The following is a 17117-nucleotide window of genomic DNA, read 5'->3' as shown; positions in this document are numbered from 1 at the left end:
GCGGCCCGCGCTGTCCCCGCACCGCGCGGGGGTGCCGGCGATGACGGCCCGCACCGTCGCCGACCGCGACTTCCGGTTGTTCCTGGTGGGTCAACTCGCCTCGGTGTTCGGCGGCACCCTGACCACGACCGCGATCTCGGTGATCGCGGTGACCGGCCTCGGCGCCGGCCCTCGGGACGTCTCCCTGGTGGTGGCCGCCGGCATGCTGCCGGCGCTGCTGTTCGGACCGGTCTGCGGTGTCCTGCTCGACCGGGTCCGGCGCCCCAGGAGGGCGTTGATCGTCGCCGACCTGGGCGCGGCGGCGATGGTGGGGGCCTGCGCGGTCGCCGGTCTGACCGGGACGCTGAACCTCGGCTGGCTGGTGGCGCTCAACGTGGTGCTCGGCGTGGTCCACCTGACGGTGAACGGGCTCTACTTCTCCCATCTGCACTCGCTCGGGGTGTCGGACGTCGGTCGGGCCCGGGGCCGCCTCCAGTCCTCCGAGATGCTGGCCAGCTCCGTGGCGGGTTCCCTCGCCGGCCCGGTGGCCGCCGGGCTCGGGGCGGCGGTGCTGTTCGTCGGGGACGCCCTCGCCTACCTGTTCAGCGCCTACTGCCTGGTCCGGTTGCGTTCCCCCGACCACCGACCACCGTCCGGCCAGGCCAGGAAGAAGTTGACGGAGGAACTGGCGGACGGGCTGCGGGCGCTGCGGGGCAACCGGCTGCTGCTCGGCTACGCGGGGTTCCTCGTGCTCAGCGGGGTCGCCGCCAGCGGCATCGCCACCCAACGGGCGGTGTTCCTGCTGGACACGGTCGCGCTGCCGGTCGCCCTGTACACGCTGCCCACCGTGCTCGCCACCCTCCTGGGCGCCGGTGGCGCACTGCTCGCCCCCCGGCTGCTCGCCCGGGGGCACACCCCGCGCCGGCTCCTGCTGGTGGGACTGTCCGCCGCGGCGGTCGCCGGCGCGGTGCTGCCGCTGGCCGGTGGCCCGCTGGGGTGGGTCGTGACGGTGTCGGCGTTGAGCATCGCGCTCCCCCTGTTCTTCGGGGGGCTCGCGAACATCGCGCTGGTGACGGTGATCGCCGACGACGTGGGGGACTCCTACTTCGCCAGGATCACCACCCTGCTCGGCTCGGTGGGGACGCTGGCGAACACGGCTGGCGCGCTGCTGGGAGGGGTGTTGGGGGAGGCGCTGGGCACCCGGGGCGGGATCTGGACGTGCGTCGGGGTGAACCTGGTGGCCGTCGCGGTGCTGTTGGCGGTGGCCGGCCGGCGCCCCGCCCGCTCCGCCACCGACCCGGTCGCGGCGGACGCCGACCACGCGCGGGCGGCCCCCGGACCCTCCCGGGAGGACACCACCGCCCCGCCCGGCGTCGGGCCCGACGTCGAGGCGCCCCGGTCGGACGCGGCGCAGCCACCGCCACGGACCCTCACGGGAGGGAGGACACGATGAGCCCGGTCTACCCCGAGTGCCCCCGGACCGAGCGGATCGAGCTGGTGCACGGCCTGCGGGTCGACGATCCCTACCGGTGGTTGGAGGACCCGCTGTGCCCCGCGGCCCGCGACTGGGTCGCCGCCCAACAGGCGCTCGCCGAGGTCCACCTCAACGGCCTGCCCGGCCAGTCCGGTATCCGGCGGCTGCTGCGCGGCCTGGTCACCGGGCCGACGGCGTCCCCGGTGAAACCGGCCGGGGCCCGCCGGTTCCGGGTGGGTCGGTCCTCCGCGTTGCGGCGGTGGACCCTCCAGGTCGCCGACGAACCGGACGCGCCGTGGCGGGCGGTGGTGGACACCGCCCAGTTGGGCGGGGACGGGGTGACGGTGCGGCGTTGGCAGCCCTCCCCCGCCGGCCGCTACCTGGCCGTGCAGACCACGGTGGACGGCGCCGAGGACATCACCCCGCTGAACGTGGTCGACGTGGCGGCGCGGCGGGTGGTGGAGACCTCGCCGTTGACCCGCTACTCCTCGGTGTGCTGGCTGGCCGACGAACGGTCCTACTACTACGCCCGCCGACACCTGGACCGCCCGGGCAGCGGGGTCTACCTGCACCGGGTCGGGCACCCGTGGATCACCGACCAGCTGGTGACCGGCGACGACGAGCCCGTCACCCGCTACCACCTGGCCCTGTGGCACGACCGGTGGCTGGTGGTGTGCCGCCGGCACGGCACCAGCCGGGACACCACCCTGCTGGTCGCCGACCGGCACGCCGACGGCGAGGTCCGGGGGCTGGAGCTCACCGGCACCTCGGTGGGCGGGGTCCTGGTCGACCACGGAGGACGGCTGTTCGCGGTGACCACCGAGGGCGCGCGTTTCGGCCGGCTCGTCGCGGCCGACCCCGACGCGGACGGCGCCTGGCGGTCCTGGCGCACCGTGCTGCCCGAGCAGCCACCGTCCGTGCTGACCTCGGTGAGCCTGGCCGGTGTCGAGGGCGCCGAACGCCTGGTGGCGTCGCGCACCCTCGACGGCTACAGCTCGCTGACCGTGCACGACGCCACCGACGGCCGGCTGTTGACCGACGTGCGGTTGCCCGGACCGGGCACCGTGTCGGCGGTCAACCCCACCGACCACCCGTTCGTCCTCGCCGTCAGCTACACCGACTGGGTGACACCGTTGTCGGTGTGGCGGGTCGACGTCCGCACCGGGGACATGACGCCGACCGAGGCGGTGACCCGCCGCGACGAGGTGGAGGTGCTGCGCACCAGCTACCCCTCCGACGACGGCACCGAGGTGCCGATGACGATCCTGGCGCTGCGCCAGCGCGGCGGCCGTCGGCCACGGCCGACCGTGCTCACCTGCTACGGGGGCTTCGGGATCACCTTCCGCCCCGGGTTCCAACCCGACGCGCTCACCTGGGTGCTGGCCGGCGGGGTGATGGCCATCGCCGGGGTGCGTGGCGGCGGGGAACGCGGCCGCCAGTGGCACCTGGACGGCGCCGGACCGCACAAACCCAACGCGGTGCGCGACCTGCACGCGGCCGGCGACCACCTGGTGCGCCGCCGGTGGACGCGGCGGCCGCAGCTGGCGCTGCTGGGCGGCAGCAACGGCGGGCTGGTGGTCACCGCGGCGACCGTGCAACGGCCCAAGGCCTACGCGGCGGTGTCCAGCGCCGGCGCCCCCCTGGACATGATCCGCTACGAACGGTGGGGGCTGGGCCGCGCGTGGCGCGCGGAGTACGGGGACGTCAGGGACCTCGCCGCGTTGGCGACCCTGCTCAGCTACTCGCCGTACCACAACGTGCGTCCCCAGCGCGGCAGGTTGCCGGCGATGCTGTTCACCACCGGGGAGAACGACACCCGGGTGGACCCGGCGCACTCGCGGAAGATGGTGGCCGCGCTGCAACACCGCACGAGCGGCGGGCCCGTGCTGCTGCGGGTCACCCCCGGCACCGGGCACGTCGGCGGGGGCCGCGAGTCGGAGGCCCTGGCCACGGCGATGCTGGCGTTCCTGGCCTGGCACACCGGGCTGAGGTTCGACGACGACGGCTGACCGGGCCGGCACGCGTCCGCGACGGCGCGCGCCAACCGGACCGGGCACTCCCGGGCCGGCGAGGACGGGCGAGACGGGGGCGAGGACCGTGGGCGGGACCGGGTGGGAGCACCGGCGGCGCGGCGGGGGCTCGGGCCGGGGATTCCCCGAGCGGCCGTGTCGGCCCGACACCGGGCCCGTCCGGGCCCGCTGGGCCGGCGGATCGGCGGTCCCGAGTCCCCGGGCGGCGGGCGGGCCGACGTGCGTCGCCGGCGGCGGCCGCCGAGGTCCCCTCGCGGCCCCACCGCGCGGCGGTCACCCCGACCGGGGCGGTCGTCCGACCATGACCTCGGGACGACCGCGGCCAACGCCGCGCCGGAGGCCGCCTGGCCCGGGCGGGCACCACCACCCCACGGCTCCGGAATCCCCCGGCGGTGGAGGGCGGGCCGGGGCGACGTCGAACGCCGCGACCGCCGGAGCATCCCCGGCCGCCGGAGCATCCCCGGCCGACGGGCCATCCCCGGCCGGCGGGGCCCGACCGGGCACCGGGCCGGCCGGGACCGCCACCGAGGGGGCCGGGCGGCGTGGGGCTCCCCCGCCCCGACCGTCGCCGCGTTGGGCCGGGCACCGCCCGCCGGTCCCCGGTCCGGCCCGCTCCCACCCGTTGGCCCGCCGCCCGCGGCGCGGTGGCCCGCCGGACGCCTCAGCGGTGCTCGGCGGCCAGCTCCACCAGTCCCGCCCGGTCGGCCCGGCCCGTCTTGGTGATCAGGCTGGCCACGTGCTTCTCCACGGTGCGCGGCGAGATGTGCAGGCGGGTCGCGATGGCCTTGTTGCCCAGTCGGTGCACGAGCAGTTCCAGCACCTCGAACTCGCGGGAGGTGACACCGAGTTCCCGCAGTCCCACCGGGACCCGGTCGGTGCCGGCCCTGCGTTGCCGCACCGGCGCTCCCACCTGCCGCAGCAGCGCCCGGCAGGCGCTCGCCGGGGCGGCCACGCCCCGCTGGTGGAAGTACTCCTCGGCCTGCCGCAACCAGCCCGCCGGCTCACCCCACCCACCCCCGTGGGCGGCCTCGGCGACCAGCCGCAACCCCAGCGCCCGGCCGAGGGGGTAGGGCTCCGCCGCGTCCAGGGCGCGGCGGGCGGCGTCCTCGGCCCGGCCCGCGTCCCCGTCCCGCCCGTGCAGCACCGCCGTCGCCAACAGCACGAACTGCCGGTTCCACCGCATCCCGCCCGCCGGGGCGGCGGTCACCTCGGCGTGCTCGGCCCAGCCGGCGTCCCCGGCCACCACCCGCAGCAGCAGGTGCAGGCCGTGCCGCCCGGCGAGGAAGAAGGTGGTGGGGTTCTCCGCCTGCGCCGCGAGGACGGCGGCGAACTCGGCGCCGGCCGCCGCGTGGTCCTCCTCCAGCAGCGCGCACACCGCCCTGGCCAGTCCCAGGGCCAGCGGCTGCTCCTGCGAACCGGGGCCGCCGTGCCGGGCGAACTCCGCCAGTTCGCGGTCCATGCCCGGCCGGTCGGCCCGGTGCGCGGCCAGGACAGCCCTGGCCATGAGCACGTAACGGACGACCGCCGTCAGGTGCAGCCGGGTGGCGTCGGCGAGCACCGCGTCCAACCGGTGCGCCGCGACCTCGTGGTCGCCCCGCAGGACGGTGTCCAGGGCGAGGATCGCGTCCACGTTCACCGCCAGCGGCAACGCGCCCACCCGCAGCGCCTCCACCCGGGCGTGGGCCAGGACGCTGGTGTCCCCCTCGGCGAGCCAGGCGTTCCCGGCCAGGCCCATCAACGCGTAGATCCGCCAGATCGGCAGCCGGTGCTCCTCGGCCACCCGGCGGGCGCGGTCGAAGTGCCGCCACGCCTCGTCCAGGTCCCGTTCCCTGGCGACGGTGCCGATGGTGCGCCACGCCTGGCAGGCGATGACCGGCAGCGGAACCCGGTCGGTGGCCGCCACCGCCCGCCGGGCCAGCTCCTCGGCCTCCCGGGTCCGGTGCCGTCCGGGCGCGTTCAACGCCAGCGACGCGGCCACCGCGTCAACGGGGGCGGTGTGCTCGGGGGCCGCGTGCTCACCCAGGAGCCGGCGGGCCTCCCGCACCTGGGCGATCCCGTCCTCCCAGCGGCCGGCGATCTGGGTGACCCAGGCGAGGCGGACGTGCAGGGCGGCGCGGCGGGTCCGGTCGGCGGCGGTGCCGTGGTCGTCGAGGGTCCCGGCGAGCTCGAAGGCCCGTTCCAGGTTCCCCGCCTCGGCCAGCGCGTAGAGCAGGGCCTCCACCACCTCCGCCCGGCTGGTGGGGTCCCCGTGGTCGGACAGCAGCCGTTCGGCCTGCTCCAGCAGGGTGATCGCGGACTGCGCGGCCCCGTCGGCCAGGGCACGCCGGCCGGCCTCCAGGTAGTGCCCCGCCGCCACCGAGGTCTCCCCGGCGGCACGGCGCAGCACCGCGGTGAGCTGGCACCACTCGCCCGGCAGGTCCGGGTGCAGGGCGGTGACCACGTCGGCCGCCCTGGCGCTGAGGGCGGCCCGGTCGGTCGGGGTCAGCCGGGCCAGCAACGCCTCCGCCGTCAACGGGTGTTGGAAGGCGTACCAGTCGGGGCCCCGGTCGTCGGAGGCGACGAGTTGCGCGGCCACCGCCGACTGGAGGTGGCCCAGCAGCGTGTGGTCATCCATCCCGGTGACGCGTTGCACGATGGACAGCGGGAACCGGCGGCCGAGGACGGCGGCGGCGGAGAGCAGCGCCTCCCCCTTGGGGCCGAGCCGGTCGGCGCGTTGGGTGATGCTGCGCACCAGGGTGTCCGGCACCTCGGTGCGCAGGGCCCGCACCAGCTGCCAGCCCCCGGCGCCCGGCACCAGCCGGCCCGCGCTGACCATGCCCCGCAGCAGTTCCTCGACGACCAGCGGATTGCCGGCGCTGTCCTCCCACAGCCGGTCGGTGACCTCGGTCGGCACCCGCTCCGGGTCGCTGTCCAGGCAGGACGCCGCGAACACCCGTACCTGCGCCGCGCCGAGCCGTTCCAGGTGCAACGCCCGGCCGGTGTCCCGGCGGGTGGCCGAGTCCGCCAGGTCCAGCGCCGCCCCGGGTTCGGAGCGGACGGTGGCCAGGAGCACGCCGGGCTGGAGGTCGAGGTTGTCGCACAGGTACTCCACGACCGCGAGGGTCTCCAGGTCGGCGTCGTGCAGGTCGTCGAGGACCAGCAGGCAACCCCGCTCACGTCCCACGACACCCATGAGCCGCAGCAGCGCCTCGGCCAACACCACGAACGAGGCGTCCCGTTGGGTGTCACCGTGATCCCAGTCGGGCACCAGCCGCCCCAGGACGGGCCGGTAGGGGCCGAGATCGGCTTCGATGGCGGACGCCCCGCCCCGCACGAGGGAGAGCAACGCCTCGGCCAACGGACGGAACGGAACCGAGGGCCCGAACGATCCCGCCCGGCCGCGCAGCACGACCATGCCGGCCTCGTAGGCGGTACCGACCGCCTCGGCGGCGATCCGGGACTTGCCGATCCCGGGTTCGCCGACGACGAAGAGCGCGGAGCCACGGCCCTTCCTGGCGTTGGCCAGGGCGGCACCGAGCTCCGCCAGCTCCGTGTCCCGTCCGATGAGGAGTGGCGCACGGATCCGCATACCGGGACTCTAACGACCCGGTACACGCAGCGACCGCTCGTTCACGGATTCGCAACGTCGTCGACCCGGCGACGCGGTAGGGCTCAGAGCTGCGTTCCCGGGGCGCTGACGGTGGTCAGCGGCGGCAACCCGGAGGTGACGATCGCGCTGAGGGTGAGACCGGCGAGGACGCTGACCCGCGCCCCGACCGACAGGCGGGCAGGCGTGCGGGCCTCGCCGATCGGGTGGTCGTCCACGTTGGCGTGGGCCGGCGCCACGGGCGGCGCGTCGTGGTCGGTGCCGGCGGGGGCGGTGGTGGGGCGGTGGTCGGCGGTCATGGCGTTCTCCTCGTGGTGTCGGCGGGTGCCTCGTCGGACGGGAGGTTCCCGGGAATCGGGGGGTGGTGGGTGTGGGTCGCGGGTGGTGCGGTGTCCGACTCCGGGGTGCTCCCTCCCGGGAACCGGACGTCGGGGTCGGGGCGCCGGTCAGGGACCGTCCCGCTGGGGCCGCCCCCGCGCCCGCCGCTCCACCACCTCCGGGGCGGGCCCCGGTGGGACACCGGTGGTGCCGGTACCCCACCTGGCGGTGGTCGGCGGCCGGGGTCCCGGGTGCAGGGCGAGCACGGAGGGCACCGCGTCGGGCAGGGCGAGCCGCAGCAGCCCGTACCCGATGCCGGCCAACCCGGTCAGCAACCCCGGGGTGGTCAGGCCGGACGGGGTGCCGCACCGAGGACCGGTCCGTTCCAGGGCGCCCAACACCCGGGCCTGTCCGCGTTCGGCGGCGCCCAGCAGGTCGGGGCGACGGCGGGTGAGGGCGGTCAACGCCTCCACCACGCCCAGTTCTCCGTGGCAGGGGGTCAGGTCGGCGCGGGCCTCCCGCACGGTCAGCGCCTCCAGCGCCGCGTCCGGCAGCGGGTCGGCCCCACCCGACGCCCCGGGCGGGCCGCTGCCCGCGCCCGCCCACGCCAGGGCCGGACCGGCGATACCGTGGCACCACGCGGAACCCCCGCGTGCCAGCAGCTCCCGGGTGGCCGCAGCCAGCAGCGCGGCACCGGAGGTCGTCAGCGACGGCCGCTCGGGCAGCACGGCGCCGGCCCGCAGCAGAGCCCACCCGACACCGGCCGTGCCGTGCGGGAACGACGGATCGCCGCCGCCCCCCGACGGCCCACCGCCCAGGCCCCCGTCCCCGGCGACGTGGCGGTGCAGCCGGTCCGCCAGCGGCGCGAGCACCTCGGCGGCCTCCGGGGATCCCGTCTCCTCGTGCACCGAGGCCAGCACCGCCACCGCCCCGGCCCAGCCGGTCGCCAGACCCACCCCGTGCTCGGGGGCCTCCCCCTCGGGCCGGGCCGAGGCGGTGCGGCCGAGCAGCGGCAGCGACCGGTCCAGCCAGGCGCGGGGCTCCGGGTCGTCGAGCAGGGTGGACAGCCGCGCCAGGGCGTAGCTGATGCCGGCGAGGCCCTGGAACGCCCCCACGCCCACGGTCGTCGCCAGGGCCGGTTCGGCGTGGAACGCCGCCAGCAGCGCCGGCAGCGGGCGCACCGCGCGACGGGCCAGCCCGGTGTACCGGGGTATCCCGGTGAGCGCGCCGAGCTGGGCGAGGAACACCGCGACCCCGCAGTACCCGTCACCCAGGCCGGCGCCCATCGGCAGCACCGCCCAGTAGCGGTCGTCCACCGGTTGCAGCCCGAGCCAGTTGGCCCGCCGCTCGTCGTGCTCGGCGGTGGCGACCAGTGAGTCGCCGATCGCGCATGCCGCGGTGAGCAGGCGGTCCACGTCGGGGACCACCAGGGCGGTGGCGCCGGCGGGGACGGCCCGCGCGTGGTGGGACACCGCCGGGGTCCGGGTGTCCAACGCGGCCCGGATCAACCACTCCTGGTCGCGCCGGTCCACCTCGTCGAGCGCGCGCACCTTGCCGAGGACGGCGTCCAGGCCGGCGACCGGCAGCCGGTCGGGCACCACCCGGCCGGAGCCGGTGTGGACGTCCCGGCTGTCGGGGGTGGTGGTGAACAGCGGAACATCGCCCCGCCACAGCTCCGCCACCTCGCAGGGCACCAGGTCCCGCAGTTCCGGGCTCTGGGACAGCACAGCGAAGGCCCGGTCCCGGTCGGCTCCGGAGCGCACCGCGTCCGGGTGGGTCGATTCGGCCAGCAACGTCGCGTAGACGCTGGTGTCGCGGAACACCACCCGCTGCTCGGTCCCGGCGCAGTCCCGCAACGGCCCGCCGTCGGCCAGCAGCTCGGCCCGGTGCGTGAGAACGGCCTCGTAGGTCGCGCGGAACCCGCCGACCAGACCGTCGACGTGGGCGGCCGGTTCGACGTCCGGCGCCCCGGGCAGACCCGGCCGGTTGCTGGCGGCCTCCACGGTGCCCGGGACGCGCTCCAACCGCATCGTGTCCCGCCCGGTGTCGACCCACCGCACCCCGTCGTCGGGGTGCCGCGCGCCCGAGTCGCCCCCCAGCCCCGACAGGTCCACCGCGCCCTCCGGCCCCAGCAGCATCCTCGGGAGCAGCGCGGTGCGGTGCACCGAGGCGAGCAGCGCCGTCAACGCCGGATCACCCCCGGTGGTGGTGCCGGGTGGGAACGCCGGGTGGAACAGGGTCTCCACGTCCACGACCACCGGGTGCTCGCCGTGCGCCACCAGGTTCTCGTAGTGGACGTCGGTGCCGTCCACCAGGTACAGCAGGGCCAGCAGGGCGCCCTGCCGGCGGTAGAAGCGGTCCACCCCGGTCAGCTCGGCGCACGGCAGGTGCTCGACGAACTCGGCCCACCCGTAGCCCCGGCCGGCCAGCTGCCGCACCGCCCGCAACCCCAGGTCCGGGACCCGGGCGTCCACCCAGTCGACCAGGCGGGTGAAGCGGAGGGACAGGTCGACGGGGCGCGGCTTGTGGACGATCCGCCGGCCGTCCGCGAAGTGGAGCACGGCCACGGTCCGCCCGCCCCGATGCCGGTCACCCATCCCCGGCGTGACCCGCACCAGCGGACCGGGATCGGTGCCCCCCAACAGGGTGGCGACGATCGCCGCCCGGTCCCGCAGGTAGCGGCCCACCAGTTCGGCCGCCGACTGGGCGTCCTGGGTGATGGTCTGGGCCAGCAGCCGGGCCAGCACCGGGTACCGCCGGACGAACCCGGTCAGGCCGGCCCTGGTCGCCGTGGCGGCGAGGAACCCGGCGAACCGGGACTCGGAGGTCGCTCCCGGCAAGGCGCCCCGGACGCGGTCGTGGTGCAGGTCCAGGACGAGGGCGCGGGCCGAGGTGCGGACCAGCCGGGAGCGGGTGGCCGCCAGCAGCCCGGCGCGAACGGTGTCGGCATCGACCAGCGCGGGGTGGGACGACGCGGGCAGTGCGGCGTTCAGGTGGTCGGCGGCCACCGCCAGGAACGGCTCCAGGGCGGGCGCCAGGCACAGCACGTCGCCCGGCGTGGTCGCGGCGCCGTCCCCCCGCGACGCCGCGACCTCCCCCCGAGCCCGGACCGCCCTGTCGGGAGTCCGGGACACCTCCGACCCGCCGGCACCCGGTGAGGCCCCGCCGACCGGAGTGGCCTCGTCGGACGACGCCGCCAGCACCCGTTCCACGACCTCCGCCCACTCGGGTCGCTCCCCGGGGACCTGGGCGACCGGTTCGGGGCCGCCGCCCTCCGGCGGCCGGGTCGCGGCACGCTCGGCGGCGGAGAGCGCACCGGCCCACCACCGCGAATCGAGCGGCTCCTCGGCCGGGCTGAGTGTCGGTGAGGCGGTCACGGGATCACCGTGCCACGCACCCACCACCACCGGCATGGGTGAGAACCCCCCATATTCCCGGCACACCCCCCGTTGTCCCGCCGGCAGGCGTGCCGGGACGGCGGGTTCGCGCGCGGCACCCGGGGCGGTGGGCGGGGGACACGGCCACACCCCCATGCGACGAACCGGGCGTTCGGGAGTGACCCCACCGACCGGAGACCACACCGGACCACGCCTGCCGCACCGCCACCCAGCGGACACCCACCCGCTCCCCCACCCGACCGCCCCGGGCTCGGAAATCCGGGTAGCCGCCACCCATGTGGGTGAGCACGGGCGGCCTCCACACTGAGCACGGCCCGCGACAGGAGGGAGAGGTCGTGACCGTCACCGCGCACCACCCCGACACCGCCCCGGAGCGGAGCGACTGATGGCCCTGCGGGATCTCGGTTTCACCGCCGAACAGGAACGCGTCTACCGCGCGCTGCTGGCCGATCCGGACAGCGACCTGGCCGGGCTCGCCCGCACCGGCACGCCGGGGACCGTCCGCGCCGCCCTGGCCGGCCTCGTCGAACTCGGCGTCGCCCGCTTCCGCGCCGACCGCCCCTCCGGGGTGGAACTGCCGCGCCCCTCGGTCGCCCTCGGCGACCTCATCGAACGCACCGAGGACGAACTCCTGCGCCGACACCGCCGGGTCGGCGACACCAGGAGCGAGGTGCCGGCACTGGCCGAACAACACGCCGGCACCACCGCCGGGCCACTCACCGGCCAGGGCGTGGAACGACTCACCGACGTCGACCAGGTACGGGAACGCCTCGCCGAACTGTCCTTCTTCACCAGGACCAGCGTCTACTCCGTGCACCCCTCGGCGCGCCCCAGCCCGGAGTCGGTGGCCGCCGCCCGCCCGCTGGACGTGCGCAGCCAGCGACGGGGCGTGGAGATGCGGGTCATCCACGAGGCCAGCGTCGTCACCGACCACCGCGTCCGCGACCACCTGCGGGAGGCCGCCGCCTCCGGGGCGCGGATCCGGCTGTCCGACCTGCCCGTCGAGCGGATGATCATCATGGACGAGGAGGTCGTGGTCGTCCCCTCCGATCCGAGCGACACCCGGCGGGGCGCGTTGGTGGTGCGGCAGGCCGGCCTGGTGCGCGGGTTCCTGCACCTGTTCCACCGCATCTGGGCGGAGGCCGCCGACCTCACGACCAGCGACGACCCGCCAGCCGACCTGACCGAGGAGGACCGCCAGCTCCTGGCGCTGCTGGCCGAGGGCCGCACCGACGAGACCGCCGCCCGCGCGGTGGGCGTGTCCGTCCGGCACCTGCGGCGCCGCATCGCCCGCCTGATGCACCGGCTCCAGGCGGCGAGCCGTTTCGAGGCCGGGGTGGCCGCCGCCCGCCGGGGCTGGCTGTGACCGTGGCCCGCCGGACGCCGCGCCGCCCGGGGATCCGCCCGGTCCGCCGCCGGTGCCGCTCGACGGGGCGGGGCACCGGTCACCGCGCCGCCGTCCCGGCGCTCACCCCGAGCCGGTGCCGCCGAACCCCAGCCGGTCCGGTGCGAACACCGACCACGACCACCACGAGAACGCAGGACGAAGGGATGACCAGCATGCCCGCGACCAGGACAACCCGGCCCAGGGCCGCCCGCGCGGGTGGGCCCGAAGGCGGCACCCGCCCGCACGGTGGGCGGCTGCTCCCGCCCGCCGACGGCGCCGCGCCGCCGGCTCCGGACCGGACCCAGCCGGCGCATGACCACGGCCCGTTGCCCCTCGGCGTCTTCGGCTGGGACTGAGGCACTTCGCGGCGGTCTCGGTGTCGGGTGGGCGCCGACGGCCCCGGCACACACGGCGCCCACTCCCGGGCCGCGCCCCGACCTCCCGCCGTTCCGGATCCGGAGTCCGGGCTCCGGGCTCCGGGCTCCGGGCTCCGGGCTCCGGCTTCGGGGCTCGGGGGAGGCGGGGACGAGGTGGCGCGTCGCCGTCAGTTCTCCGGTGGACGCACCGCACGGCGGAGGATCTTGCCCGTCAACCCCTTCGGCAGCTCCGGCACGAACCACAGATGACGGGGGTACTTGTAGGTGGCGACGCGTTCCCGCAGGAACTCACGCAGCTCGTCCTCGGTCACCGTCGCCCCCGGCTTCCGGGCGACGGCCGCGCCGACCTCCTCACCCAGCTCCGGGTGCGGCACACCGACGACCGCGACCTCCAGCACGTCCGGGTGCTCGTAGCAGGCCTCCTCCACCTCGCGCGGGTACACGTTGTACCCGCCGCGCAGGATCAGGTCCTTCTTGCGGTCGACGATGTGGAAGAAGCCGTCCTCGTCCCGGCGCGCGAGGTCACCGGTGCGCAGCCACCCGTCGGGCATCGCCGCCTCGGTGGCCTCCGGGCGCCGCCAGTAACCCCGCATCACGTTGGGCCCCTGGATGACGATCTCCCCGACCTCCCCGTCGGGCAGCTCCACCCCGAGGTCGTCCACCACCCGCATCCGCACCCCCCGCACCGGGGTTCCGATGGACCCGGCCTTGCGGGGCCGATCGGGGTGGTTGAACGAGGCGACCGGGGAGGTCTCGCTCAGGCCGTAGCCCTCCAGGATCTGGCAGCCGAACGCGTCCTCGAAGGCGGAGAGCAGCTCCAACGGCATGGCCGCGCCGCCCGAGATGCAGGTGCGCAGACTGGACACGTCCACCCCACTCCGGTCCGGGTGGTTGAGCATCGCCCCGTACATGGTGGGCACGCCCTGGAACACCGTGACCCGGTCCCGTTCGACGACCTCCAACGCCCGCCCCGGGTCGAACCGGGGGATCAGCGTCAGGCTCGCGCCCGTCCGCACGGCCGCGAGCAGGCCACAGGTGAGCCCGAAGGAGTGAAACAGGGGAAGGCACCCCATGATCACGTCCTCCTCGGTGCACTCCAGGACGGTGGCGGCCGTCAGCTCCGCGTTGCCCCGCAGGTTGTCGTGGGTCAGTTCGGCGCCCTTGGGTTCCCCAGTGGTGCCCGAGGTGTAGAGGATCAGCGCGGTGGCCGTGGCGTCGATGGTGCCGGCCCGCTCCACGAGCTCCGCCACCTCCCCTTCTGGCGTGGGAGCCAGCAGGCCGGGAGTGTCGGCGAGTTCGGCCACGGTGAGGGCCGGCACCCCGACCTCACCGGCGGCGGGCGTCACCTGGTCCATCGCGGGCCCGTCCGACACCACCAGCGAGGCCTCCGCGTCGGACAGCCGGTAGCGGATCTCCCGGGACCGGAGCAGCGGCGCCATCGGCACCGCGACGCCCCCGGCGAGCAGCACGCCGAAGAACACCACGGGGAACGCCGGAACGTTCGGGAGCACGAGCCCCACCCGGTCGCCCGGCCGCACGTCCCGAGCCGCCAGGGACAAGGCCACGTCCGAGGCGCGGTGCAGGAGATCCCGGTAGGTCAGGACCTCCCCGTCGAGCCGCACGGCCGGCCGGTCCGGGTGTCGGGTCGCCGTCTCCGCCAGCATCGTCGCCAGGTTCGTCATCGGCTCGGCTCCTTCGCCTCGGACCGTCTCCTCCCAGCACGCTGACACTTCCGAGTGAGGGTTGGCAACCTGAACGGGCGCCGTGCCCGAGGGTTCGGACCAGCCGGGGCCGCGCCGCCGGCGCGGGGCCGGAGGTTCCCGGGCGCGGTCGGGCGGGCCGGGTCCGCCCGGCGGGGCTGGGTCGCGTTCGGCGGGGTTGGGTCGCGTTCGGCGGGGCTGGGTCGCCGGGCCAGGCGGGAAGCGTGGCCCTCACCCACGACGCCCTCGGTCAGGCGGACCACCACCGCACCCACCCTCCGTGGTGCTCAGCGGGTTCAGCCAGGACCACCCGGTCCGCCCGCGTCCACCTGCTCCCAGAACCGGGCCCGGAGCCGGAACCGCACGCTGTCGGCGAGGTCGTCGATCCCCAACGCGTCGGACATGTCCAACAGCAACGCCCGGTCGACCTCCTTCGGGATGGACGGCCGGCTCGCCGCCAGCTCCGACCCCCGCCCGGCGTCGTCACCGTCCCACCAGGCCCGCAGCACCTTGTTCACGACCTGGTCGATCCGCTCCGCCATCTCCTCGTCAGCCCACAACCCCGGTGCCACCGTGGTGTCGGCGTCCGTGCTGCTGGAACAGACGAGGCGCACGTCGCTGCGACCACCGTTCTGCGCACGCGCCGCCGGGGAGACCGGCCGGGCGGCGGGCACGGCGGCGGGCGGCCGGGCGGCGAACACGGCGGGCGACGGCACCGGGGGCCGACTCGCCGGAGCCTGCGGGACCGGCTTCGGCCGGGCGGACCGGGGGAGGATCGTGCTGTCGATCACCGCCGAGCTGATCAGGTCCAACCCGTCCGCCGCGCTCTGGAGGTGGCGACTGACACCGTGGGGCTTGTCGTCCCTGTTCGGCACGGCCAACACCGTGACCCGAACCCCGTGCGCCTGCGCCTCCTCGACGGCCTCGGTCAGGTCGTCGTCGCCGGAGACGAGGTAGATGGCGTCGACGGCGGCCTTGCGGGCGTGGGCCACCAGGTCGAGGCCGATCCGCAGGTCCACCCCCTTCTGCTCCCCGTCGAACCCGATGCGGCCCAGGCGGAGCTTGACGTGGGGCAGCAGCCCGATCTTCTCCTGCCGTGGGTCGGGCACCTTGTGACGGGCGGCGTCGTACCAGTGCACCCGCAACAGCGGGAGCCCGGAGTGCTTGGTGGCGTGCGCGATGAGCGCCTCCACCAGCCGTTCGTGATCAGCCTCGATGCTCCCCAGCAGGGACGTACCGGTGATGCGTGTCGCCGACGCCGCCAGCAGGTAACCGGCGTCGACGTACACCGCGCACTGTGACCGCACTACGGACCTCCCGTTCGCACCGGATGTTCCCCCCAGCATCCCCGAAGATGCGCAGAACCAGGCTCCACAGCGGACGGAACCTGGACGGTCGCGGGCGTAGTTGCCGCCGTCGCCCCGAGGTGCCATGCGCCGGCCTGGAACGGACGCCTACGACGCGACGCACCGGGCTATCGTGCCCGCCACCACGGGACGGAGCGGTCCGAAGAGCACGGCGACCGCATCCCCCGACGGTGCCCGAGCCGGGCGCGCCGAGGGGAGCACCCGCCTCCTCGGTGGCCAACGGATCACCTATTCGCGGGAACCGGCCCCGCACCGCTGATGGTTGGGACATGCTGGGCCACAGCAGGGCTGCCGTCACCGTGGAGCTTCGCCGCACGGTGGTCAGCCCTCGTGCCCAGTACCGGGTCGTCGGCCGGTCCGTCACCGTAGGCGGACAACGCGGCAGGCCGGTGGACAGCCAGCCAGACGAGTACGGGCACGATGGTTCCCCCTGGCCGAGCCGGCACGAGCGAACAGGAGATCGGATGGACTTCGTGGACACGCACCGTGGACAGGCACGGCTCTCCCTCGGTGACGCCGTCAACACGGGACTCCCCAACGAGGAGCGCCTGGAGCGGGCCCACGTGGGCATCGGCTACGCGATCCTGGCGCTGGCGGATGCGATCGATCCGGACCCCTGTGGACATCAGGGCGCCCACCGCTTCCGCTGCGCCCGCCCCTCCGGACACGCGGGATTCCACCGCACTCGGATCGAAGGTTCCGACCACGTCTGGTAGGCAGAGTCCCACCAGCCCTGGCTGACGGTTCGAGCGACAAAAGCTTGTACACGCAACCCAACAAAGGATCACATTCAACTATCCATCAGATGAACCGCTCTTTTGAGTGAATCAGAAAATTTGACATGAGAGCAATACGCACATAACGGCTGGTTACAGCACTACTAGCTGCAACCAACCGCCACACATGCTTCACGCCTGCCTGTACGGTGATGCCCATGTGGCCTTCACAGTGAAGACCACATGGGCTTCGTGAACCGAGCAGGCACCCACCACCTCGGTCCACCAGGCCCCACCCTTACGGGAGGAGGCTACTTCATGAGACAACAACACGAGGATAACAGCCATCCGTCTGAATGGCTGACGATGACCCAGCTCGCCATTGAACTGAACCAACGCTTCCGAACACTCGGGCTCCGATCGGCGTCGCAGCTCACCCTCCGTCACCGAATGTCCCTGGCCGGCATCTTGACAGAGGCCGGGCGGCCACGTACAGGGCGGGCCGACAAGGGGTACTTTTGGTACCACCCACCCACGCATAGGCTGTACACACGGCGCTTCGCCGTAGAACCCATAGGTCGCCAGCTACTGCGGTGGGAGACGGAACCTCCGACGCCGGCCGGTAGCTCTCCTCACGACCATTCGGTACGCCTGCTCCGCCCAAGGCAGTTGCCGCTGCCCTTCTCGGACAGCGAGGACGGCGACCGCCTAGCCGCCTGATCCGACCCGCTGCGAGAGTAGCTCCCGCACTTCCGTGCGGGAGCTACTCTCGCCTCCCGGCCGAT

The 17117-nt window shown here is 75.0% G+C and carries 10 protein-coding genes; 5 read left to right on the top strand and 5 right to left on the bottom strand.

Going from position 1 to position 17117, the window contains the following annotated elements:
• Positions 1-40 precede the first annotated feature (40 nt).
• Complete coding sequence (locus tag ACOJVX_RS09530; protein WP_422647434.1) at positions 41-1432, top strand: MFS transporter; 1392 nt, start codon at positions 41-43, stop codon at positions 1430-1432.
• Entirely contained in the window at positions 1429-3462 is a 2034-nt protein-coding gene (locus ACOJVX_RS09525; RefSeq protein ID WP_422647433.1) for a prolyl oligopeptidase family serine peptidase, read from the top strand. Before ACOJVX_RS09530 ends, ACOJVX_RS09525 begins: the two co-directional genes overlap by 4 nt.
• Positions 3463-4144: 682 nt before the next feature.
• On the opposite strand, the gene ACOJVX_RS09520 is transcribed toward ACOJVX_RS09525, so the two are convergent.
• The 3 genes from ACOJVX_RS09520 to ACOJVX_RS09510 form a co-directional block, all read right to left on the bottom strand.
• Entirely contained in the window at positions 4145-7051 is a 2907-nt protein-coding gene (locus ACOJVX_RS09520; RefSeq protein WP_422647432.1) for an ATP-binding protein, read from the bottom strand.
• An 83-nt stretch (positions 7052-7134) separates the two neighbouring features.
• A complete protein-coding gene (locus tag ACOJVX_RS09515) occupies positions 7135-7368 on the bottom strand; it encodes a hypothetical protein (protein WP_418155033.1) in 234 nt (77 codons plus the stop codon).
• A gap of 147 nt (positions 7369-7515) precedes the next feature.
• The gene (locus ACOJVX_RS09510) at positions 7516-10764 is read right to left on the bottom strand and encodes a type 2 lanthipeptide synthetase LanM family protein (RefSeq protein WP_422647431.1); all 3249 of its coding nucleotides are present in this window, start codon (positions 10762-10764) and stop codon (positions 7516-7518) included.
• Between the two features lie 406 nt (positions 10765-11170).
• On the opposite strand from ACOJVX_RS09510, the gene ACOJVX_RS09505 reads away from it, so the two are divergent.
• Together ACOJVX_RS09505 and ACOJVX_RS09500 are read left to right on the top strand one after the other, a co-directional pair.
• Positions 11171-12151 (top strand): hypothetical protein, encoded by a 981-nt coding sequence (locus ACOJVX_RS09505; protein WP_051314353.1) that lies wholly within the window; start codon positions 11171-11173, stop codon positions 12149-12151.
• Between the two features lie 185 nt (positions 12152-12336).
• Positions 12337-12528, top strand: coding sequence for a hypothetical protein (locus ACOJVX_RS09500; RefSeq protein ID WP_026420555.1), 192 nt, complete (start codon positions 12337-12339; stop codon positions 12526-12528).
• 188 nt (positions 12529-12716) lie between these two features.
• Here ACOJVX_RS09500 and ACOJVX_RS09495 read toward each other — a convergent pair whose 3' ends face one another.
• A complete protein-coding gene (locus ACOJVX_RS09495) occupies positions 12717-14231 on the bottom strand; it encodes a long-chain-fatty-acid--CoA ligase (protein ID WP_418155037.1) in 1515 nt (504 codons plus the stop codon).
• A gap of 314 nt (positions 14232-14545) precedes the next feature.
• The gene (locus ACOJVX_RS09490) at positions 14546-15556 is read right to left on the bottom strand and encodes an NYN domain-containing protein (protein ID WP_035293050.1); all 1011 of its coding nucleotides are present in this window, start codon (positions 15554-15556) and stop codon (positions 14546-14548) included.
• 329 nt (positions 15557-15885) lie between these two features.
• Between ACOJVX_RS09490 and ACOJVX_RS09485 the strand changes: the two genes are divergently transcribed.
• A complete protein-coding gene (locus ACOJVX_RS09485; protein WP_418155038.1) occupies positions 15886-16332 on the top strand; it encodes a hypothetical protein in 447 nt (148 codons plus the stop codon).
• Positions 16333-17117 lie beyond the last annotated feature (785 nt).

The sequence above is a fragment of the Actinoalloteichus caeruleus genome, assembly GCF_049311605.1.
Classification (GTDB): Bacteria; Actinomycetota; Actinomycetes; order Mycobacteriales; family Pseudonocardiaceae; genus Actinoalloteichus_B; species Actinoalloteichus_B caeruleus.
This window is presented reverse-complemented; position numbering and strand designations above follow the sequence as displayed.

Excerpts from the sequence above, each read along its gene's own strand:
- ACOJVX_RS09520 (WP_422647432.1), bottom strand. The coding sequence starts at position 7,051 with ATGCGGATCCGTGCGCCACTCCTCATCGGACGGGACACGGAGCTGGCG.
- ACOJVX_RS09515 (WP_418155033.1), bottom strand. The coding sequence starts at position 7,368 with ATGACCGCCGACCACCGCCCCACCACCGCCCCCGCCGGCACCGACCAC.
- ACOJVX_RS09485 (WP_418155038.1), top strand. The coding sequence starts at position 15,886 with ATGCTGGGCCACAGCAGGGCTGCCGTCACCGTGGAGCTTCGCCGCACG.
- ACOJVX_RS09525 (WP_422647433.1), top strand. The coding sequence starts at position 1,429 with ATGAGCCCGGTCTACCCCGAGTGCCCCCGGACCGAGCGGATCGAGCTG.
- ACOJVX_RS09505 (WP_051314353.1), top strand. The coding sequence starts at position 11,171 with ATGGCCCTGCGGGATCTCGGTTTCACCGCCGAACAGGAACGCGTCTAC.
- ACOJVX_RS09495 (WP_418155037.1), bottom strand. The coding sequence starts at position 14,231 with ATGACGAACCTGGCGACGATGCTGGCGGAGACGGCGACCCGACACCCG.
- ACOJVX_RS09530 (WP_422647434.1), top strand. The coding sequence starts at position 41 with ATGACGGCCCGCACCGTCGCCGACCGCGACTTCCGGTTGTTCCTGGTG.
- ACOJVX_RS09500 (WP_026420555.1), top strand. The coding sequence starts at position 12,337 with ATGACCAGCATGCCCGCGACCAGGACAACCCGGCCCAGGGCCGCCCGC.